Origin of the sequence: Luteolibacter sp. Populi, assembly GCF_040801775.1 — a bacterium.
Classification (GTDB): Bacteria; Verrucomicrobiota; Verrucomicrobiia; order Verrucomicrobiales; family Akkermansiaceae; genus Haloferula.
On the sequence record NZ_CP161812.1, the window covers coordinates 4,554,709 to 4,574,721 of the forward strand.

Annotated in this window: 27 protein-coding genes; 26 read left to right on the forward strand and 1 reads right to left on the reverse strand. The window is 64.0% G+C overall.

Features of this window, described 5'->3' with window-relative positions; genetic code table 11:
- Positions 1 to 24: 24 nt before the first annotated feature.
- The 23 genes from rplD to ABWK72_RS18570 all read left to right on the forward strand — a co-directional run bounded on the left by rplD (position 25) and on the right by ABWK72_RS18570 (position 12,944).
- Positions 25 to 633, forward strand: coding sequence for a 50S ribosomal protein L4 (rplD, locus tag ABWK72_RS18460; protein WP_367871040.1), 609 nt, complete (start codon positions 25 to 27; stop codon positions 631 to 633).
- Between the two features lie 20 nt (positions 634 to 653).
- The gene (gene rplW, locus ABWK72_RS18465) at positions 654 to 938 is read left to right on the forward strand and encodes a 50S ribosomal protein L23 (protein WP_367871041.1); all 285 of its coding nucleotides are present in this window, start codon (positions 654 to 656) and stop codon (positions 936 to 938) included.
- A gap of 40 nt (positions 939 to 978) precedes the next feature.
- Positions 979 to 1,821: a 50S ribosomal protein L2 gene (gene rplB, locus ABWK72_RS18470; protein ID WP_367871042.1), complete on the forward strand. Its 843-nt coding sequence runs from the start codon at positions 979 to 981 to the stop codon at positions 1,819 to 1,821.
- A gap of 23 nt (positions 1,822 to 1,844) precedes the next feature.
- On the forward strand, positions 1,845 to 2,114 hold the full coding sequence (rpsS, locus tag ABWK72_RS18475) for a 30S ribosomal protein S19 (protein WP_367871043.1): 270 nt from the start codon (positions 1,845 to 1,847) through the stop codon (positions 2,112 to 2,114).
- Between the two features lie 24 nt (positions 2,115 to 2,138).
- Positions 2,139 to 2,858, forward strand: coding sequence for a hypothetical protein (locus tag ABWK72_RS18480; protein ID WP_367871044.1), 720 nt, complete (start codon positions 2,139 to 2,141; stop codon positions 2,856 to 2,858).
- 36 nt (positions 2,859 to 2,894) lie between these two features.
- Positions 2,895 to 3,290 (forward strand): 50S ribosomal protein L22, encoded by a 396-nt coding sequence (gene rplV / locus ABWK72_RS18485; RefSeq protein ID WP_367871045.1) that lies wholly within the window; start codon positions 2,895 to 2,897, stop codon positions 3,288 to 3,290.
- A gap of 25 nt (positions 3,291 to 3,315) precedes the next feature.
- Positions 3,316 to 4,035 carry a 30S ribosomal protein S3 gene (gene rpsC / locus ABWK72_RS18490; protein ID WP_367871046.1) on the forward strand — a complete coding sequence of 240 codons (720 nt, stop codon included), beginning with the start codon at positions 3,316 to 3,318 and terminating at the stop codon, positions 4,033 to 4,035.
- Between the two features lie 72 nt (positions 4,036 to 4,107).
- Positions 4,108 to 4,527, forward strand: coding sequence for a 50S ribosomal protein L16 (gene rplP / locus ABWK72_RS18495; protein WP_367871047.1), 420 nt, complete (start codon positions 4,108 to 4,110; stop codon positions 4,525 to 4,527).
- Positions 4,528 to 4,577: 50 nt separating this feature from the next.
- Positions 4,578 to 4,817, forward strand: a complete 240-nt coding sequence (gene rpmC / locus ABWK72_RS18500) for a 50S ribosomal protein L29 (protein WP_367871048.1) — start codon at positions 4,578 to 4,580, stop codon at positions 4,815 to 4,817.
- A 45-nt stretch (positions 4,818 to 4,862) separates the two neighbouring features.
- Positions 4,863 to 5,138: a 30S ribosomal protein S17 gene (gene rpsQ, locus ABWK72_RS18505; RefSeq protein WP_367871049.1), complete on the forward strand. Its 276-nt coding sequence runs from the start codon at positions 4,863 to 4,865 to the stop codon at positions 5,136 to 5,138.
- Positions 5,139 to 5,229: 91 nt separating this feature from the next.
- A complete protein-coding gene (gene rplN / locus ABWK72_RS18510; RefSeq protein ID WP_367871050.1) occupies positions 5,230 to 5,595 on the forward strand; it encodes a 50S ribosomal protein L14 in 366 nt (121 codons plus the stop codon).
- Positions 5,596 to 5,616: 21 nt separating this feature from the next.
- Complete coding sequence (gene rplX / locus ABWK72_RS18515) at positions 5,617 to 5,847, forward strand: 50S ribosomal protein L24 (RefSeq protein ID WP_367871051.1); 231 nt, start codon at positions 5,617 to 5,619, stop codon at positions 5,845 to 5,847.
- Positions 5,848 to 5,906: 59 nt separating this feature from the next.
- On the forward strand, positions 5,907 to 6,497 hold the full coding sequence (gene rplE, locus ABWK72_RS18520) for a 50S ribosomal protein L5 (protein WP_367871052.1): 591 nt from the start codon (positions 5,907 to 5,909) through the stop codon (positions 6,495 to 6,497).
- Positions 6,498 to 6,526: 29 nt separating this feature from the next.
- Positions 6,527 to 6,925, forward strand: a complete 399-nt coding sequence (gene rpsH / locus ABWK72_RS18525) for a 30S ribosomal protein S8 (protein WP_367871053.1) — start codon at positions 6,527 to 6,529, stop codon at positions 6,923 to 6,925.
- A 29-nt stretch (positions 6,926 to 6,954) separates the two neighbouring features.
- Positions 6,955 to 7,497, forward strand: a complete 543-nt coding sequence (gene rplF / locus ABWK72_RS18530; RefSeq protein ID WP_367871054.1) for a 50S ribosomal protein L6 — start codon at positions 6,955 to 6,957, stop codon at positions 7,495 to 7,497.
- 20 nt (positions 7,498 to 7,517) lie between these two features.
- Positions 7,518 to 7,874 carry a 50S ribosomal protein L18 gene (rplR, locus tag ABWK72_RS18535; protein ID WP_367871055.1) on the forward strand — a complete coding sequence of 119 codons (357 nt, stop codon included), beginning with the start codon at positions 7,518 to 7,520 and terminating at the stop codon, positions 7,872 to 7,874.
- Between the two features lie 21 nt (positions 7,875 to 7,895).
- The gene (rpsE, locus tag ABWK72_RS18540) at positions 7,896 to 8,603 is read left to right on the forward strand and encodes a 30S ribosomal protein S5 (RefSeq protein ID WP_367871056.1); all 708 of its coding nucleotides are present in this window, start codon (positions 7,896 to 7,898) and stop codon (positions 8,601 to 8,603) included.
- 37 nt (positions 8,604 to 8,640) lie between these two features.
- Complete coding sequence (rplO, locus tag ABWK72_RS18545; RefSeq protein ID WP_367871057.1) at positions 8,641 to 9,096, forward strand: 50S ribosomal protein L15; 456 nt, start codon at positions 8,641 to 8,643, stop codon at positions 9,094 to 9,096.
- Positions 9,097 to 9,197: 101 nt separating this feature from the next.
- Positions 9,198 to 10,691, forward strand: coding sequence for a preprotein translocase subunit SecY (gene secY / locus ABWK72_RS18550; protein ID WP_367871058.1), 1,494 nt, complete (start codon positions 9,198 to 9,200; stop codon positions 10,689 to 10,691).
- A gap of 12 nt (positions 10,692 to 10,703) precedes the next feature.
- Entirely contained in the window at positions 10,704 to 11,366 is a 663-nt protein-coding gene (locus ABWK72_RS18555) for an adenylate kinase family protein (protein WP_367871059.1), read from the forward strand.
- Positions 11,350 to 12,132, forward strand: a complete 783-nt coding sequence (map, locus tag ABWK72_RS18560; RefSeq protein ID WP_367871060.1) for a type I methionyl aminopeptidase — start codon at positions 11,350 to 11,352, stop codon at positions 12,130 to 12,132. The genes ABWK72_RS18555 and map overlap by 17 nt, the downstream gene beginning before the upstream one ends.
- 236 nt (positions 12,133 to 12,368) lie before the next feature.
- Entirely contained in the window at positions 12,369 to 12,551 is a 183-nt protein-coding gene (locus tag ABWK72_RS18565) for a hypothetical protein (protein WP_367871061.1), read from the forward strand.
- 6 nt (positions 12,552 to 12,557) lie between these two features.
- Positions 12,558 to 12,944: a type II toxin-antitoxin system death-on-curing family toxin gene (locus ABWK72_RS18570; protein WP_367871062.1), complete on the forward strand. Its 387-nt coding sequence runs from the start codon at positions 12,558 to 12,560 to the stop codon at positions 12,942 to 12,944.
- Between the two features lie 30 nt (positions 12,945 to 12,974).
- On the opposite strand, the gene ABWK72_RS18575 is transcribed toward ABWK72_RS18570, so the two are convergent.
- Positions 12,975 to 13,979, reverse strand: coding sequence for an N-acetylmuramoyl-L-alanine amidase (locus ABWK72_RS18575; protein ID WP_367871063.1), 1,005 nt, complete (start codon positions 13,977 to 13,979; stop codon positions 12,975 to 12,977).
- A 319-nt stretch (positions 13,980 to 14,298) separates the two neighbouring features.
- Here ABWK72_RS18575 and ABWK72_RS18580 point away from each other — a divergent pair, with 319 nt between their 5' ends.
- The 3 genes from ABWK72_RS18580 (at position 14,299) to ABWK72_RS18590 (ending at position 19,781) form a co-directional block, all read left to right on the forward strand.
- A complete protein-coding gene (locus ABWK72_RS18580) occupies positions 14,299 to 15,147 on the forward strand; it encodes an SMP-30/gluconolactonase/LRE family protein (RefSeq protein WP_367871064.1) in 849 nt (282 codons plus the stop codon).
- 69 nt (positions 15,148 to 15,216) lie between these two features.
- A complete protein-coding gene (locus ABWK72_RS18585) occupies positions 15,217 to 18,327 on the forward strand; it encodes a DUF1553 domain-containing protein (protein ID WP_367871065.1) in 3,111 nt (1,036 codons plus the stop codon).
- A gap of 5 nt (positions 18,328 to 18,332) precedes the next feature.
- The gene (locus tag ABWK72_RS18590; protein WP_367871066.1) at positions 18,333 to 19,781 is read left to right on the forward strand and encodes a DUF1501 domain-containing protein; all 1,449 of its coding nucleotides are present in this window, start codon (positions 18,333 to 18,335) and stop codon (positions 19,779 to 19,781) included.
- Positions 19,782 to 20,013 lie beyond the last annotated feature (232 nt).

Below are 20,013 nucleotides of genomic sequence, written 5' to 3' on the forward strand. Positions count from 1 at the left end.
TAACTCTCAAACGCATCCCTAGTCATGCCCGCGAAAACTTTCACCGCCGACGCCGCCCAGAGCGCGAACATCCAGCTTGCAGAAGCTGACCGCGGTTCCCAGGCCGTTCACGACCTCGTGACCGCCTACCGCGCGAACCGCCGCACCGGCTCCGCCAGCACCAAGACCCGTGGCGAAGTCCGCGGTAACAACAAGAAGATCTACAAGCAGAAGGGCACCGGTAACGCCCGCCACGGCGACAAGCGCGCCCCGATCTTCGTCGGTGGTGGTGTCGTCTTCGGCCCGCGTCCCCGCGATTACTCGAAGAAGGTCCCGAAGAACGTCCGCAAGCTCGCCTTGCGCCGCGTCCTCGGCAACCTCGTCCGCGAGGAGTCGATCAAGACCCTGCCTTCCTTCTCCATCGCCGATGGCAAGACCAAGACCTTCGTCTCCACCGTCACCGCCGACGTGGAAGCCAAGAAGGTCCTCATCGTCGCCAAGAGCTTCGATGACAGCACTTACCTCGCCGCCCGCAACATCCAGTGGGCCCAACTCGTCACCGCCGAGAGCGTGAACGTCGAGGAACTCCTCCACGCCAAGTCCATCCTGGTCGTGGAAGACGCCCTCGAGACTCTCGCCAAGCGCACCGCCTGATCCATTCGCTGAACCGCGCCATGAAAGACATCTACCAAGTCATCAAGAACGTCCGCCTCAGCGAGAAGGCCACCATGCTCCAGGAGTCGAATAACGACATCACCCTGGAAGTGGACCGCAAGGCCAACAAGCTCGAGATCAAGCGTGCCGTCGAAACCCTCCTCGGCAAGAAGGTCGTCGCCGTCCGCACCGCCAATTACAGCGGTAAGGCCCGTCGCAAGCGCCGCGCTGACGAAGGACGCACCAACCACTGGAAGAAGGCCATCGTCCGCCTCAAGGAGGGCGAAACCCTCGATCTCGTCTGATTTTCCAACCGGCTAACCCCGAACCAACCTCACCAGAGCCATGCCTCTCAAGGAGTTCACACCCAATACCCCGTCCGAACGCTACAAGGTGCTTCCGTCCTTCGACGAAATCACCAAGCACAAGCCGGAGAAGAGCCTTCTGACCCCGCTCAAGCGCAGCGGCGGCCGTAACAATACCGGCCGGATCACCACCCGCCACATCGGCGGCGGTCACAAGCGTCACTATCGCCTGATCGACTTCCGGCGGACCAAGTTCGACGTGCCCGCCACCGTCGTCGGCATCGAGTACGATCCGAACCGCACCTGCCGCATCGCCCTCCTCCAATACAAGGACGGCGTGAAGGCCTACATCCTCGCCCCCGCCGGTCTCGAAACCGGTGCCACCGTGGTCTCCGGACAAACGGTCGCCCCGAAGGTCGGCAATGCGATGCCCCTCAAGAGCGTCCCGCTCGGCACCGCGATCCACAATATCGAGCTCATCCCGGGCAATGGCGGCAAGGTCGCCCGCGCCGCCGGCCAGCAAGCCGTGCTCTCCAACCGCGAAGGCGGCTGGGCGCTCGTCAAGATGCCTTCCGGTGAAATCCGCCGCTTCAACGAAAACTGCCTCTGCACGATCGGCACCGTCGGCAACCGCGACCACATGAACGAAGTGTCCGGCAAGGCCGGCCGCACCCGCTGGCAGGGCGTCCGCCCGACCGTCCGCGGCATGTGCATGAACCCCGTCGACCACCCGAACGGTGGTGGCGAAGGCAAGTCCAAGTCCGGTGGCGGTCGCCAGCACCTCACGAGCCCGTGGGGCCACGCGAAGGGCCAGAAGACCCGCAAGCCGAAGAAGGTCACCAGCACCTTCATCGTCGAGAGCCGCCACAACAAGAAGCGCTAAGCTAAACTTTACCTCACGAACCTATGCCTCGCTCTCTCAAGAAGGGTCCGTACATCGACCAAAAGCTCCTGGCCAAGATCGACGTCGCGATCGCTGCCAGCGACAAGAAGCCGATCAAAACCTGGAGCCGCGCCTCCATGGTCACCCCCGACTTCGTCGGCCTGAACTTCGCCGTCCACAATGGCAAGACCTTCGTCCCGGTGTACGTCACCGAGAACATGGTCGGCCACAAGCTCGGTGAATTCGCCCCGACCCGCCTGTTCCGCGCCCACGGCGGTATCGGCAAGAAGTAATCCGCTCACGCCCGCTCCGTTCCCATGCGCATCCGCACTTCCATCGCCCTCGCCGCCTCAGTCTCCGGACTGTTCGCGGGTGCGTGGACCTGTGCCGCGCAGGGAACGACCGTGGCCGAGCTCGAATCCGTCGTCACCGCACTCCAGCAGCGCAACGAAGCGCTCGAAAAAAGCATCGTCGAGGCCAACCGCGCCGAGAAGGAAGCCTCCGGGCAACTCGCCAGCGTCCGCCTGCGTCTCGACGCCCTCGGCCGCAATCTCTTGGACGGCGGCAGCGAGCGCCTCGTCCAGGCCACCGCGGACCAGGAGGTCCTGCGCAACCGCGTCGCGAACCTCGAAGGAGCCTCCTCCCGCATGGTCGCCGTGATCACCGACTACCTCCGCCAGGCCGTCGCTTCCGATCCCGACGCCCGCCTCCGTGTCGAATCTGCCATCAGGGAGCTTGACTCCTTGCTGGGAACCGGGCAGAAGCCCGCCCCCGCGGCGCTAGGTTCTGCCGGCAATGCCAAGGTCATGAACGTCGATCCCGTCAGCGGGCTCCTCGTCCTGAACGTTGGCGAAGCCCAAGGAGCTCGCATCGGGACCACCTACCAGCTCGTCCGCGGGGACCAACCATTCGGCACCGCCATCGTTGCCGACGTCCGCCGCAACGTGTGCGGTGCCTTTGTCGAGGCTCTCGACCCGGGTGCCGAACCCGTCCGCCTCGGCGATTCCGCCATTCTCAATACACAGCCCGGCCGCTGAGGCCGCCCTTTTCCCAAACCTCTCACCGACCCGATCATGGAAGTCAAGAGCACCACCAAATACGTCCGCCTCTCTCCGAAGAAGGCGCGCGACGTCGCCCGCGAGATCCAGGGCCTTCCTGTGTCGACCGCACTCGACATTCTCACCTTCACTCCGAAGAAGGCGGCCTTCCACATCAACAAGACGCTCAAGACGGCCATCGCCGATGCGGAGAATAACTTCTCCCTCAGCGCGGACACCCTGATCATCAAGGAAGCCACTATCGGTGCCGGTCCCGTGCTCAAGCGCTTCTCGCCACGGGCCAAGGGCTCGGCGGGCGCCATCCTGAAGCGCACCAGCCACATCTTCATCACCCTCGTCGAAGCCCCGGAGACCGAGGCCAAGCCGAAGCGAATCAACGTCTCCAAGAAGGCTGCCGGCAAGCAGGCCTGATCCCACACTCTCACCGCACCTTATCATGGGCCAAAAAGTCAACCCCATCGGTTTCCGCCTCGCCGTATCCAAAGACTGGCGCTCCAAGTGGTTCGCCGCCGGCAAGGATTACGCCGAGAAGCTCCACGAGGACCTCCGCATCCGCGGTTACATGCGCCAGCGCCTGCAGTTCGCTGCTCTCGCCCGCGTCGTCATCGAGCGCGCTTGGAATAGCGTCCGCGTCACGCTCCACACCTCCCGCCCCGGCCTCATCATCGGCCGCAAGGGCTCGGAGATCGAGCGCATGACCAAGGAACTCTCCGACATCTGCAAAGGTGCCCAGGTCAAGATCAACATCGTCGAGATCCGCAAGCCCGAACTGGACGCCCAGCTCATCTGTGAGCAGGTCGCCGTCCAGCTTGAGCGCCGTATCTCCTTCCGCCGCGCCATGAAGCGCGCCGTCCAGACCGCCATGGACTTCGGTGCCGATGGCATCCGGATCCGTTGCGCCGGCCGCCTCGGCGGTGCGGACATCGCCCGCTCCGAGTGGTATCGCGAGGGCAAGGTGCCTTTGCAGACCCTCCGCGTCCCTCTTGACTACGGCTTCGCCGAAGCCCGCACCGTTTACGGCGTGATCGGCATCAAGTGCTGGGTCAACAAGAAGGAAGACGACGGCTCCTCCCCGCGCCCCGAGCGCAGTGGTGGCGACCGCCGCGACCGTCGCGACAACCGTGGCCCAGGCGGCCCCCGTCCACCGCGCGGCTGATCCCAGCGATCAGAACCGACCCGATCCGAATCTCTCTCTCACACCGAACCATTTCCCAAGGAGGACTGAATTATGCCCTTGATGCCCAAACGCACGAAGTTCCGCAAGTCGCACCGCGGCAGCCGCGCCGGCAATGCGCAGCGTGGAACCACCGTCGCCTTCGGTGACTTCGGCCTGCAAGCTCTCGACCGCGGTTGGATGACCAACCGCCAGATCGAAGCCTGCCGTGTCGCGATCAACCGCTTCCTGAAGCGCAAAGGTAAGGTCTGGATCCGGATCTTCCCGCACAAGTCGGTCACCGCCCGCCCGCCGGAAACCCGGATGGGTAAAGGCAAGGGTGCCGTCGAAGCCTGGGTCGCCGTGATCCGCCCCGGCACCATGCTTTTCGAAGTCGCCGGCGTGCCCGAATCCTTCGCCAAGGAGGCCATGCGCCTCGCTTCCTACAAGCTCGGTCTCCCGACCCGCTTCGTCGTCCGCAATCCCCATATCTAAGGACTAAGGTTTAGTCATTAGTGCTTAGTAATTAGTAATTTTCTACCGTCATGGCCAGCAAGACCAAGGCTCCTGCCAAAACCAAGTCCTCCAAGTCGAAGGACATCAAAGAGCTCTCCGTGAAGGAACTCGAGAACAAGCTCCGCGATCTCAAGGACGAGGGTTTCGCCCTCCGCATCCAGAAGGCCACCGGCACGCTTGAGAATCCCGCCCGCATCCGCGTCCTCCGCCGCCAGGCTGCCCGCATCCAAACCGTGCTCAGCGCACACCGCATCCAGGCGAAGGCCTGAGCCGCGCCGACCCGCACCAGCTAACCACCAGCGTATCCCATTTCCATGAGCGAGCAGCCACAACCGGAAACCGCCGCAGCCCACGTCCGCAAGACGCGCGTCGGCCTCGTGACCTCCAACAAAATGAGCAAGACCCTGGTGGTCGAGCACATCGCCCGGGTCCCGCACCCGAAGTTCAACAAGATCGTCAAGCGCTCCAAGAAGTACTACGTGCACGACGAAAAGGGTGAAGCACAGATCGGTGACAAGGTCCGCATCGTCGAGACCCGCCCGCTCTCCAAGCTCAAGCGCTGGTCGCTTGAGAAGATCCTTTCGCACTAATACTTCGCCGCTCCCGGGATACGGACAGGCACCCGCCCGTCCCCACCTTCCGCCGCCCGATCCTTTTTCCCACTCACGCCACTTTCCCGCCATGATCCAGATGGAATCCCTTGTAACGGTCGCCGATAACACCGGCGCCCGCTCCGCTAAAATGATCGGTGTTCTCGGCAAGCGCTCCCGCACAGCCGGGATCGGTGACATCATCACCGCCCACATCCGCGATTCGATCCCGACCGCCTCGGTCAAGAAGGGCTCCGTCGTCAAGGCCGTGGTCGTCCGCACCGCCTTCCCGATCCGCCGTTCCGACGGCTCCGTCCTCCGCTTCGATGGCAATGCCATCGTCATCATCGACAAGGACAATAACCCGAAGGGCACCCGCATCTTCGGCCCCGTGGCCCGCGAGCTTCGCGAGAAGCAATTCATGAAGATCGTCTCCCTCGCTCCCGAGGTACTCTGATCCTTCCACCTTCCTTCAAAAATGAAGATCAAGACTCACGTTAAGAAAGGCGATCAGGTCCAGATCATCGCCGGCAATTCCAAAGGCAAGACCGGCACCGTGTTGTCCGTCGATGCCGTCAAGGGCAAGGTCGTCGTCGAAAACGCCCGCACCATGGTCAAGGCCACCCGCAAGTCCGAAGCAAACCCCGATGGCGGGTTGATCGAGTCGGACGGCCCCGTCCACATTTCCAATGTCAAGAAACTGGGCTGAGGCTTCGGCCCCCGCCCGCGCTTAAGCGCAACTACCAAGCGCTGACCCGCTAAAACACAATGAGCACCCCAGTCCTACAACAGAAGTACAAGGATAAGGTCGTGCCGGCTCTCAAGGAGAAGCTCGGCTACGCCAATCCCCACCAGGTCCCGCGTCTCGAAAAGATCGTCGTGACCTCCTGCATGGGCAAAGCCCCCGACCGCAAGGTCGCCGTGGACGATGCCGTGAACGAAATCGCCAAGATCACCGGCCAGAAGCCGTCGATCACCTTCTCCAAGAAGGCCGTCGCCAATTTCAAGCTGCGCGAAAATGAACCCCTCGGCGCCCGCGTGACTCTCCGCGGCCCCCGCATGTGGGAATTCCTCCACCGCTTCATCAACGTCACCGCGCCGAACATCCGCGACTTCCGCGGGATTTCGCCGAAGAACTTCGATGGCCGCGGCAACTACGCCGTTGGCGTCCCCGACCAGACCATTTTCCCCGAGATCGAGCTCGACCAAGTCAAGCGCACCATCGGTTTCGACCTTATCTTCGTCACCTCGGCCAAGACCGATGACGAAGGCCGCGCCCTGCTCGCCGAGCTGGGATTGCCCTTCCGCGACATCAAGAAGGCCGAAGATGCCCCCGCTGCGGAAGCTGCGGGCGCCTAAACCGCTGACACCCCTAAAGAACCACCATCATGGCCGTTCTCACCGATCCCATTTCCGACTTCCTCACCCGCTTCAAGAACTGCTGCCGCGCCGGCAATGAGCAGTTCCTGGCTCCTTATTCCCGCATCAAGGCCGATATCGCCAAGATCCTGCAGGAAGAAGGCTACATCTGGGGCTACGAAGTTCTCACCGACTCCGGTCACCCGCAGCTCAAGGTCAAGGCCCGCTACGTCGACGGCCGCCCCGTGCTGACCGACCTGAAGCGCGTCTCCAAGCCGGGCCGCCGCGTCTACTGCGGTGCCAATGAAATGCCCCGCGTCCTCAACGGACTCGGCATCGCCATCATCTCCACTTCCAAGGGTGTCATGACCGGATCCACCGCGCGGCGCAGCTCGCTCGGCGGAGAAGTCATCGGCCACGTCTGGTAATCCCCAACCCGAGAAAGGAACATTTTACCATGTCACGAGTTGGTCTCAAACCGATTTCCCTGCCTGCGAAGGTCAGCGTGAAGGTCGACGGCGGCAAGGTCGTCGTCGAAGGCCCGAAGGGTAAGCTCGATCTCGCGCTTCCCTCCGGCATCTCCATCAATGCCGACGACACCACCACCGTCGTCGTCTCCCGCGCCACCGAAGGCCGCACCCACCGCGCGCTGCACGGCACCGTCCGCAGCCTGGTGAACAACATGATCACCGGAGTCTCCCAAGGCTACGTCAAGGACCTTGAAATCCAAGGCGTCGGTCTCCGGGCCGCCGTCAAGGGCGCGGACCTCGACCTGTCCCTCGGCAAGTCCCATCCCATCCTTCACCCGATCCCGGCCGGTCTCACGATCACCGTGAACGAAAACACCAAGATCAAGGTGGAAGGTATCGACAAACAACTCGTCGGCCAGTTCGCTGCCGACGTCCGCGCCTACTACCCGCCGGAACCCTACAAGGGCAAGGGCGTCCGCTACGTGGGTGAGAAGGTCCGCCGCAAGGAAGGCAAGAGCGTCGGCAAGTAATCCACTTACCTTTCCCGAAAATGAGCAAGATCAATGTCAAAAGCGGACGCAAGCGCATCCATGCGCGCATCCGCAAGAAGGTCTCCGGCACCGCCGCGCGCCCTCGCCTCGCCGTCCATTACTCGAACCAGCACGTTTACGCGCAGGTCATCGACGACACCGTCGGCCGCACCGTCGCTGCCGCCTCGACGCTCGACAAGAGCATCGAGAAGGCCGGTTCCAATATCGAAGCCGCGACCCTCGTGGGAGCGCTCGTCGCCGAGCGTGCCAAGGCCGCCAATGTCAGCGCCGTCGTCTTCGACCGCGGCGGTCATCTTTACCACGGCAAGATCAAGGCGCTGGCCGACGCCGCCCGCGAAGCCGGCCTTCAATTCTAATCGCATTCCAGCGCAATCGTCATGGTGACACCTTCAGATTCGACTCCCACTCCGCCAGCTCCACAGCAGCCGGCGGCAGCACCCCAGCAGCCGTCGCACCAGCCTCAGAACCGGGGCGGCTACGGCGGCCAGAACCGCGGCCCGGGTGGCGGCGGTTACGGCGGCGGTGGTGGTGGCGGCTACGGCGGCGGACAAAACCGCGGCCCCCGCGGCCCGCGCCGCGACGACCGCCAAGCCCAGGATCCCGACGGCCCCCAGCTCTCCGAGAAGGTGGTCTTCATCAACCGCTGCGCCAAGGTCGTCAAGGGCGGCCGGCGCTTCAGCTTCTCCGCGCTCGTCGTGGCCGGGGACAAGGAGGCCAACAAGGTCGGCCTCGGCTTCGGTAAGGCCAACGAAGTGGCAGACGCCATCAAGAAGGCCGGCGAGTCCGCCAAGAAGTCCCTCAAGCAGATGAACATCGTGGAAGGCACCATCCCCCACGAAATCTGCGCTGAGTTCGGTGGCGGCAAGGTCCTCCTCAAGCCAGCCTCTCCCGGAACGGGCATCATCGCCGGCGGCGGCGTCCGTGCCGTCTGCGAAGCAGTCGGCATCCGCGACATCCTCGCCAAGTCGATGGGCTCCTCCAATCACTCGAACGTGGTCAAGGCCACCCTCAAGGCCCTCTCCCTCCTTCGCACCCGCGACCAGATCCTCGGATCCCGCGGCAAGAAGAAGGAAAAGGCGATCTGAGCTAGATCGAACGTCCAATCCCTGAACGTCGAAAGATATGAAACTTCACACTCTCGCCCCGAACAAGGGCGCCAAGCACCGGGTCAAGCGTCTCGGCTGCGGCGAAAGCTCCGGCCACGGCAAGACCTCTTGCAAAGGCAACAAGGGCCAGAAGGCCCGCTCCGGTGGCGGCACCCGTGTCGGCTTCGAAGGCGGCCAGATGCCCCTTCACCGTCGTCTGCCCAAGCGCGGCTTTAATAACTACAACTTCAAGACCAAGGTCGAAGTGGTGAACCTCGGCCAGATCGAGTTGGCCTTCAACGATGGCGACACCGTCACCGAAGAAGCCCTCCGCGCGGCCGGTCTCATCAACCGCGCTTGCGAGGCGATCAAGGTGCTCGGCCAAGGCGAACTGACCAAGAAACTGGTCTTCGCCGTCGGCACCCTCAGCGCCTCTGCCAAGGAAAAGGTCGAGAAGGCCGGCGGCAGCGTCCAAGCCGCGGCCGAGGCCTGATGCATTGTTCCAACGCCACATGACGGTTCACCGGTGAGGAAGCGCTTGATCGCTTCCTCTCCGCGTTTACAAACCCGTCGCTTTTTGCACTCCGCTTACCCATGATCTCCGCTTTCGCGAATACCTGGAAGGTGCCGGAACTCCGGGACCGCATTCTGTTCACCCTCGCCATGATCGTCATCGTGCGCCTTGGGGTGCACATCACGCTCCCGGGTGTCGACCCCGCGGTCATCGAGCGCTGGATGGATCACGCCGCCAAGAACGACGGCGGGAATGCCTTCGGCGCGATGCTCACGATCTTCGCAGGCGGCGGCCTCCAGCATGCCGGGGTCTTCGCGCTGGGGATCATGCCGTACATCTCGGCATCGATCATGGTCCAGCTCATGACGGCGGTGGTGCCGAAGCTCGCCCGCCTCGCCCGTGAGGACGGCGGTCGCCAGAAGATCACCCAGTACACCCGCTACATCACCATCGCGATCGCGTTGGTGCAGGGCTACTTCGCCGCGCGGGCCCTGGCGAATCCGGAGATGCTCTTTTACATGCCCGGCATCGAGGATGAAGGGAAGTTCGGCGTCCTCGTCCCGGGTGCGGATGCCATCTGGTTCGCCACCACGGTCCTCACCGTGGTCGCCGGCACCTTGCTCCTGATGTGGATCGGTGACCAGATGACCGAGCGCGGCATCGGTAACGGCACCTCGATCATCATCACGGTCAATATCATCTCCGCCCTGCCGGGCGCGCTGCTCCAGACTTGGAAGTTCTTCGTGACGGGTAATGACGGGGACTCCTTCAAGTCCATCATGCTGGTCGTCATGATCGCCATGCTGCTGCTCGTCATCGCCGGCACCATCGCCATCACCCAGGCCCAGCGCCGGATCGCGGTGCAATACGCCAAGCGCGTCGTCGGCCGGAAGCAATTCGGCGGCCAGACCCAGTACCTGCCGCTGAAGGTGAACTACGCCGGCGTCATGCCGATCATCTTCGCCACCGCTATCCTCTCCCTGCCGACCATGATGATCTCGTGGTTTGCCAAGGGTGCCCCTTGGGCGGTGAAGCTCCAGACCCAGCTCAACCCGGGCGGCATGTGGTATTACATCCTCGGCGGCCTCTTCATCTTCTTCTTCTCCTACTTCTGGGTGGCTACCATGTTCCAGCCCTCCCAGGTCTCGGAGGACCTGAAGCGCAATGGCGGCTACATCCCCGGCGTCCGCCCCGGCAAGCCGACCGCCGAGTTCCTCGACTTCACGATGAGCCGCCTGACCTTCGCGGGTGCCATCTTCCTGTCCCTGATCTTCGTGCTGCCCGCCTTCATCGGCCACCTCGTCGGTCTGCCGCCGGGCTCGATGGTTCTCCAGTTCTTCGGCGGCACCAGCCTCCTGATTCTGGTGGGTGTCGTCCTCGACGTGATGCGCCAGGTGGAGACCCACCTGCTGCAGCGCCACTACGATGGCTTCCTCCGCAAGGGCAAACTCAAGGGTCGCTACGACCGCCTCGCGCAGTCGGGCAGCGCCGCCTCCAGCACCGCCCTTGTCTATCTCTGGGCGGTGATCGGCCTGATCGTGGTCGTGGCCGCGGCGGCTTGGATCGCCAAGTAATTCCGTCTGCCGATGTCGCCGCGACTTGTGCTTCTCGGTCCGCCCGCCTCGGGCAAAGGGACGCAAGGACGGCGGCTGGCGGATGACCTCGGCCTCGCCTATCTCAGCACCGGAGCCCTGCTCCGCTCCGCGGTCGAGGAAGGCAGCACCCTCGGCCGGGAAGCCGCGCCGATCCTCGCGCGCGGCGAATACCTCCCGGACCCCCTGATGTGCACCATCATGGCGGACTGGCTCGCCAAACATCCGGACGGCTGGGTGCTCGACGGCTTCCCCCGCAGCATCGCCCAAGCGGACTTCCTCTCGGAATGGCTCGCGGCCAAGGACCGCCAACTCGACGCCGCGATCCTGCTTGAAGTGCCCGTGGAGGAACTGCTCGTCCGCCTTGGCAACCGCATCGAATGCCCGGAGTGCCGCTGGTCCGGTCGGCCCAAGGATCTCAACGGTGCCGCCCGCTGCCCGGAGTGCGGCGGCGTGACCGGCCCCCGTGCCGACGATACCCCCGCCAATTTTCGCTCCCGCCTCGCCGAGTACGAGGAGAACACGCTGCCCGTCGTTCTCCGCTACGAGCAGGCCGGACTCCTTCACCGTTTCGATGCCACCCAGGATCCCGGCGCGGTTGCCGCCCGCTTGCTTGATCTGGTAAAATCCCTGAAATCCCATGGCCAAGCGGCATAAGATCAAAATCAAGACTCCCCACGAAATCGGCCGCATGCGCGCTGCCGGGGAGACCGCCAGCATGATCCTGCTCGACCTCGTGAAAGCGGTCGAGCCGGGCCGCACCACGCTCGAGATCGACCAGCTCGCGAAGGAGCTGATGAAGCAGCGCGATTGCAAGAGCGCCTTCCTCGGCTACCGCGGCTTCCGCGGCCAGATCTGCATCTCCGTCAATGACGAGATCGTCCACGGCATCGGCGGGCCCCGCAAGATCCAGCCCGGCGATGTGGTGAAGCTGGACGTTGGCGTCGTGAAGTCCGGCTGGATCGGTGACAACGCCATCACCGTCGCCGTCGGAGCCATCCCCGAGGAGACCCGCCGCCTCCTGATCGCCACCGAGGAATCGCTCTTCGCCGCGATCAATCACGCCCGCTCCGGCGAGCGCCTCTCCGATCTTTGCGGTGCCGTGGAGGAATATGTGAAGCCGCTCGGCTTCACCGTCGTCCGCGAATTCGTCGGCCACGGCGTCGGCCGCGACCTCCACGAGGAACCCCAGGTCCCCAATTACCGGCCCCAGGGCAAGAGCCCCATCCTCCAGCCCGGCATGATCCTCGCGATCGAGCCGATGGTGAATGCCGGCAGTCCCGGTATCCGCATCCTCGACGATGGCTGGACCGTCATCACCACCGATGGCAAGCCCTCCGCCCACTTCGAGCACACCGTCCTCGTCACCGACGGCGACCCCGAGCTCCTCACCTGGCGCCCCCGCGGCGTCCCGGGGTTGTAAAGGGCAGGGACCGCTCTCCGAGCGGTCCGGCTGGGGGCGTGTCCACCCGGCCAATCAGTCTCCGGTCATTCATCGGTGCCGCCATCCGCCGGACCTTTCGGAGAAAGGTCCCTGCCTTCGGCCTGACGACTCCGTTCGGGCCGCAGTCTTTAGCATTGGCCTCCTCGCGTCCGGAAGCGCCGCAACGCGGGGGTTGAAAGAAGGATCCCGGTGTGGCAGACTATTTTCGCATTCCGATGAGCACCATCGCAGAAATCGAGGCCGCGATTGAAAAGCTGGACCCTGACGAGTTCGCCAAGCTCGCGGAGTGGATGGCTTCCCGGAATTGCGCTTCCGAGGAAAAAGGGAATGACTTCAAAGAGGCCATGGACCGGGTATTTTCCCATCATGCGCCCTTGCTTGAAAAGCTCGCCCAATGAAGCTCGATGCCTGAGGAACTATTCTTCCTCGACTTGAAGCACGTTGAAGAGATTCACCGGCGGTCCCTGGTGGAGCATGGAGGAGCCCAGGGAATCGCTGATCCGGGCGGCCTGGAGTCCGCGGTGATGCAACCGCGCAACGTCTACCATTATCTGGACGGTGACTTGTTTGAGATCGCGGCAGCCTACGCCTACCATATTGCCGAAGCCCAGGCCTGCTTGGACGGGAACAAGCGGACAGCCGTTGCCTGTGCGCTGGTTTTCCTGGAGTGCAACGGCGTCCGGACGACGGGGATCAATCCGATGCATCTTTACCAGCCGATGATCGATATCTCGGCGCACCATCTCGACCGGGAAGGCATGGCAAGGCGGTTGCGCGAGCTTTTCGGCTGAAGTCGCTCTTCAATCACCGCCGATTGCCTTTCACGGCTTCGCCGGTGCCTTCAGCGAGACCGCCTTCCGGTAGCGGTCCACGGCATCGACGATCCCCTTGACCACCGCGTTGCGGTAGGCCTCGTTGTGGATCATGCGGGCCTCGTAGGGGTGGGTCATGAAACCGCACTCCACCAGGATCGAGGGATGCTGGACCCCGGTCAGCACGCTGAAGCGCGCGCGCTTGATCCCGCGGTCGAAGGTGTTCTTGTCCAGCCTCCGGATCAGGCAGCCGTGCACCGCCGTCGCCAGCGCCACGTTGGCAGAGTCGTGGCCGTTGCCGGCGCGTTCCTGCAAGTCGCTCTGGTTAAAGCCGCGGCCGTAGTGGGCCACCCCGACCGGGGACAGCGTGAAGGTCTCGATCCCGCGCGCCGCGCTGCCGCCGGAATTGTGGTGGATTGAGATGAAGATCGCGTTGTCCTTCACCCGGTTGGCCACGTCCACGCGCTCCTGCAGGGTCAGGTAGCGGTTGCTGTCCCGCGTCATCACCACCTTGTAGCCGGCGGTTTCGAGCAGCTTCTTCGCCCGCTCCGCCACCATCAGGTTGTAGCCGGCCTCGGTGCCGATCGCATTCGTGGCGCCGGGGTCCTTCCCGCCATGGCCTGCGTCCAGGATCACCGTGCGGAAGTTCCCGGCATTGTCGATGTAGCTCGGCCGCAGCACCGGATCGACCAGCTTCGCCAGATCGATCCGTGAAATCCACGCCTTGCCGTTGAGTTCCTCGACCTTGTAGCTGAAGACGAACTTCACGCCGTTCATCAGGCACTCCTGGGCTCCTATGCGGAGCTCCACCTTGATCTTCTTGTTCTCCAGGCTCACCGTGTTGCCCGCACGCGTGACGCTGTCGAAGCCGTAGAACGACTTCATCCCGTCCACCGCCACGTAGTCCCGCCCCTCGATCGCCTTCGTGTCCCATTCCGCCTTGGCAGGGGAAATCACCCCGAGGCAGAGCAGGACGGCGAGAAGCAGTTGCTGGGTAGCGACGCGGAACGACATGAGCGGTGAGTCCCCGGGGCACGACGGTCGGACCGTGCCGCGGGTTGATCAGACTTGTTCTTAGCAATTTTCCGCGTCGATGACAATTTCGTTTTCCACGAAAAAAGTAGCGGAAATGCCCCCGTCCCCCGAACCGGGACACCCCCCGTCCCCCGGAACGGTACGCCCCCCATCCCCCGAAACGGGGCACCACCCGTCCCCCAAAACGGGGCACAAAGGTTCCCCCTTTAAGGGTACCCCATGAAGGTACTCCCCTGAAGGTGTACGGCAGCGCTGCTTTCCCTTTCCAGAACCTTGGAAGCGAACCTAGCTTGGGTGCGTGACCATCGAAACTGTCGGCAGCTACCGGGCGAAGTGGGGCGAAGGGCCCTTGTGGTGGGGGGACTCGCTCCTCTACGTGGACATCGAGAACCACCGCGTGCTGCGCTTCAACCCCGCGACCGGTGAGGAGAAAGTGTGGGAGGTCGGCGAGCGGGTCGGCACGGTGGTGCCGCGGGAGGCGGGCGGGCTGGTGATCGCGGGCGACACGGGATTCCGCTTCCTCGACGAGGACGGCACGCTCACCGACATCGCGGACCCGGAGCCGGACAAGAAGCCCGACAACCGCTTCAACGACGGCAAGTGCTCGCCGGACGGGCGCTTCTTCGCCGGGACGATCAGCCTCGTGAAGAAGACCGGCGATGCCCGGCTCTACCGGCTCGATCCGGATCTGTCGGTGCGGGAAGTTTTCGGGCCGGTCACGAACTCCAACGGCATCGTCTGGAGCGCGGACGGCGGCACGGTTTTCTACATCGATACGCCGCGCAAGGAGGTGCTGGCCTTCGACTACGCGGCGGGCCACCTCACCAACCTGCGCGGCGTGATTTCCACCGCGCATCACGATGCCTCGCCGGATGGCATGACCATCGATGCCGATGGGAATCTTTGGATCGCCTTCTGCCACGGGGCCTGCGTGGCCTGCTTCAATCCCGCGACGGGCGAGGAGCTCCGGCGCGTGGACCTGCCCTGCCTGGAGACGACGGCCTGTGCCTTCGGCGGCCCGGATCTGGCGGATCTCTACGTGACCACCGGCGTGCACAAGACTGCGGTGGAAGAGGAGGGTGGACGGCTCTTCGTGATCCGCGGCCTGGGGGTCCGTGGTTTGGCGGCGCATGCCTTTGCGGGGTAGCCTGTTTGGGTGAATCGGGGGTTGGCTGAAACGAATGCTGGACCGGCATGGTAAGATGGAGCGAACGAGATGCTCCGTTTCGCCGCCATTCCTGTGCTTCTTGCTGCCAGCGCGCTCTCCGCGGAGCAGCCGCTGTCGTATGCCTTCGATGTTCGGCCGATTCTCTCGGATCGCTGCTTCGGCTGCCACGGCCCGGATGCCGACAAGGGTCGGGAGGCGGGGTTGCGGCTCGATACGCCCGAGGGGGCGACCGCCAAGCTGGAGAGCGGCGCGCGGGCGATCGTGCCGGGGGATCTGAAGGCCAGCGCGATGATCGCGCGGATCCGTTCGCACGATCCGGAGCAGATCATGCCGCCGGCCAAGCTCAACCGCCCGCTCAGCGATGCCGAGCGCGAGGTGCTGGTGCGCTGGGTCGGGGAGGGCGCGGTCTATGAGCCCCACTGGGCCTTCGTCATGCCCAAGCAGCATGCGCCGCCCGCGGTGAAGGATGCCGGCTGGTGCAAGGACGAGATCGACCGCTTCGTGCTCGGCAAGCTCGAAGCAGAGGCACTGGCACCGAATCCCGAAGCCGATCGCGCCATCCTGCTGCGCCGGGTCTCGCTCGCTCTAACAGGCCTGCCGCCTTCGCCGCAGCAAGTGCAGGCCTTCGTCGCGGACGCCTCGCCGGACGCGTATGAGAAGCAGGTGGATGCCCTGCTCGCCTCGCCCCGCTATGGCGAACGCCTGGCGCAGGACTGGCTGGATGTCGCGCGCTTCGCCGATACCTACGGCTACCAGTCGGATCTCGATTGCTTCGTCTGGCCGTGGCGGGACTGGGTGATCAACGCGTTCAACTCGAACCTCTCCTACGACAAGTTCGCAGCGTGGCAGATCGCCGGCGACCTGCTGCCGGACGCCACCCGCGAGCAGCGGCTGGCCACGATGTTCAACCGCCTGCACCGCCAGACCCAGGAAGGCGGCTCGATCGAAGCGGAGTTCCGCCAGGAGAATGTCTCGGACCGCGTCCACACCTTCGGCACGGCCTTCCTCGGGCTGACCATGGAGTGCTCGAAGTGCCACGATCACAAGTACGACCCGATCCCGCAGCACGACTACTACAGCATGGCGTCGATGTTCGGCCAGATCGACGAATGTGGCCTGTATCCGTTCTCCATTTCCACCCGCGCGCCCGAGCCATCGATGCGCTTGGAAGAGCCGCATCACGGGCCGGAGATTGCGAAGCGGCGGGCGGTGCTCATTGCTGCGGAGAAGCAGCTTCAGGAACTTCCTGGCACCCGCGAGGCCGCCTTCGAAACCTGGCTCGCCGCCACCTCCACCATTTCCCTGCCGCCCGCCGTTGGGCAGTATGCACTCGATGCCGCAGCACCGCTCGCGAATCCCGCTGGCAAGCCGGCCACGGTCAGCGGCGGGCAGTTGAAGAGCGTGCCCGGGGTTTCCGGGGAAGCGGTGGAGTTCGATGGCGATACGGTGCTTCAGCTCGACGGGATCAAGGGCGTGACCCGCCACGATCCGCTCGCCATTTCGCTGCGCGTCTTCAGCCCGGATGTGAAGGATCGCGCCGTGATCCTGCACAGCGGCCCCGGCCTGTATTCGCAGTCGGCGGACGCCTCGGGATTCGAGCTTCTGTTAGAAAAAGGCAAGCTGCGTTGGAGCTGCATCCACCTGTGGCCGGGCTGCGCGGCATCGATCGAAACGAGCGAGCCGTTTCCCGTGGGGAAGTGGGTGCAGGTCACCGTCACCTACGATGGCTCTTCGCGCGCATCCGGCTTGAAGATGTATTTCGATGGCGAGCCGGCCACGACCGGAGTCGTCACCGATCAGCTCGACAAACCGATCGCCGCAGATGTCTTCCGCCTGGGGGCCAGGCCGCGCGATGACCGCGGGTTCGCGCAGGGACAGATCGACGATCTCGCCGTGTTCCGCGGGGAGCTGGCCGCGGTGGAAGTGGATGCGCTGGCCGGCTCGCCGCTTGGGGCTACTCTCCAGGCCGCCAAGTCGGGGGATGCTGCCGCCAAGGTGGCGATCCGCGACTACTACGTCCGCCGTATCGACCCGGAGATGGCCGCTGCCCGTGCCGCGGTGCTGGCTGCGACCAAGAGCCTTTACGACGACTACCTCGATCACATCCCGCTGATCATGACGATGCGGGAGAGTCCGGTGCCGAAGCAGTTCCACGTGCTGACCCGCGGCGATTACGCCTCGCCCGATCTCAGCAAGCCGGTGCAGCCATCGCCGCCGTCCGCGGTGATGGCTTTCCCGGCCGATGCGCCGCGCAACCGGCTGGGGCTCGCGCGCTGGATGATCGATCCTGCGAACCCGCTGGTCTCGCGGGTGGCGGTGAACCGCTTCTGGATGATGTGCTTCGGCAGCGGGATCGTGCCGACCCAGGAAAACTTCGGCCTGCAAGGGGATGCGCCGAGCCATCCCGAGTTGCTCGATACGCTGTCGCACGACTTCGTGGCCTCGGGTTGGGATATGAAGAAGCTGCTCAAGCGGATCGTCATGAGCGCAACCTTCCGGCAGTCCTCGTCGAACACCGCGGAGAAGCTCGAGCGGGATCCGGCGAACCGCCTGTTGGCACGCGGACCGGCGTATCGCTTGTCGGGCGAGGCGATTCGCGATCAGGCGCTGCTTGCGGCGGGCTTGCTGGTGGAGAAGACGGGTGGCCCGAGCGTGAAGCCGTGGCAACCGGCGGGCGTGTGGTCGGAAGCCGGAGCCTCGGGCGGCGACTATGTGCCCGACAAGGGCGAGGGTCTCTACCGCCGCAGCCTCTACACCTTCCGCAAGCGCACCGCGCCACCGCCGTCCCTGATCACGCTGGATGCCGGGAGCCGGGAGATCTGCCAGGCACGGCGGCTGGTCACGAACACGCCCTTGCAGCCGCTGATTTTCCTGAATGACAGGAGCTTCTTCGAATGTGCGCGCAAACTGGCGGAGCGCTGCGCCGCGGAAGACGCCGCGGCGTCGTGTGAGCGTGCTTTCGTGATCCTGGCGGGCCGTGCCCCGCGGGATGCCGAACGGGCGGCGATCGATGAGCTGCACGCCAGCCAGAAGGCGGAGTATGAGAAGGATATGGCAGCCGCGCAAAAGGTGTGCGGGAAGGAAGATCCCTCGCTCGCCGCGCTCACCATCGTTTGTTCCGCCTTGCTCACCTCGGACGCCGTCATCACCAACCGGTAATCGCCATGAAACCGATTCGTCCAAGCTACGACCAGTTGATGGGACTGACCCGCCGCCACTTCCTCGGCAGCAGCGGGCTGGGGCTCGGGGCGATGGCGCTGTCTAATCTGTTAGGCACGAGGTCGGCGTCGGCGTCCACCGGTGGGATCCTCGGGGCGCCGCACCATTTCGCGAAGGTCAAGCGGGTCATCTATCTGTTCCAGGCCGGTGGTCCATCGCATCTGGAGACCTTCGACTACAAGCCGCTGCTGCGCGCGGGACATGGCAAGGCCTTGCCCAAGGAGGTCATCGGCAACCAGCGGCTTTCGACGATGAGCGGCAACCAGAGCCTGTTGCCGATGGCCGGGTCCTTCGCCGACTTCTCGCGGCATGGCCGCGCGGGGATGGAGATCTGCAACACGCTGCCCTTCACCCAGAAGATCGCCGACGAGATCTGCGTGATCCGGACGATGCACACCGAGGCGATCAATCACGATCCCGCGATCACCTTCTTCTGCTCGGGCAACCAGATCCCCGGCCGGCCCTCGATGGGGGCTTGGGCTTCCTACGGTCTGGGGAGTCTTAACGACAATCTGCCTGCGTTCATCGTGCTGGTTTCGAAGAATGCGAGCCGGGATCAGCCGCTTTACACGCGGCTGTGGGGATCCGGCTTCTTGCCGAGCGAGCACCAGGGGGTGCAATTCCGTTCGGGAAAGGAGCCGGTGCTTTATCTGACGAATCCGGAGGGTGTCTCGCCGCACATCCGGCGCGGGATGTTAGACGCCTTGGGGAAGTTGAACCGGGATCAGGCGGCGCACGAGTTGGACCCGGAGATCGATGCGCGGATCGCGCAGGCGGAGATGGCGTTCCGGATGCAGACGAGTGTGCCGGATGCGACGGATCTCTCGGATGAATCCGCGGAGACGTTTGATCTTTACGGACCGGATGCGCGGACGCCGGGGACTTATGCGGCGAATTGTTTGCTGGCGCGGAGATTGATCGAGCGGGATGTGCGGTTCGTGCAGCTTTTTCATCAGGGCTGGGACCAGCACGGGGACGTGGTGGGCGGCATTACCCGGCAGTGCAAGCAGACCGACCAGGCCTCCGCGGCGCTGGTGATGGATTTGAAGAGGCGGGGTTTGTTAGACGATACGCTGGTGGTGTGGGGCGGGGAGTTCGGGCGCACGGCGTACTGCCAGGGGAAGATGAGCGGGGACAATTACGGGCGGGACCATCATCCGCGGTGTTTCAGCATTTGGCTGGCGGGGGCGGGGGTAAAGGCGGGGTTCACGCACGGGGTGACGGATGATTATGGATATAACATTTTAGAGGGTGGGGTGCATGTGCACGACCTGCATGCGACGATGCTGCATTTGATGGGGATCGAGCATGAGAAGCTGGTTTACAAGTTCCAGGGGAGGTACTTCCGGTTGACCGATGTGGCAGGGAATGTGGTGAAGGAGTTGATGGGTTGAGAAATCATCAATCACCAATCTTCCAATCATCAAGCGGAGTGCCGCGTTGCGGGGGAGGAGGAGGTTGGTGGGGCGAGGACGGGATGATCTTGAGCGGCCTACGAGTGCCCTTTCAGGGCACGTTCTCTACCCCGCGTAAACCCGGGGTTTCACCCTGACCTTTATACACAAGTCCGCGCTCCGGCATGAAATCCGCCGGTGCAGTTTGCGGGAAATAAATCTGTACGAGTGT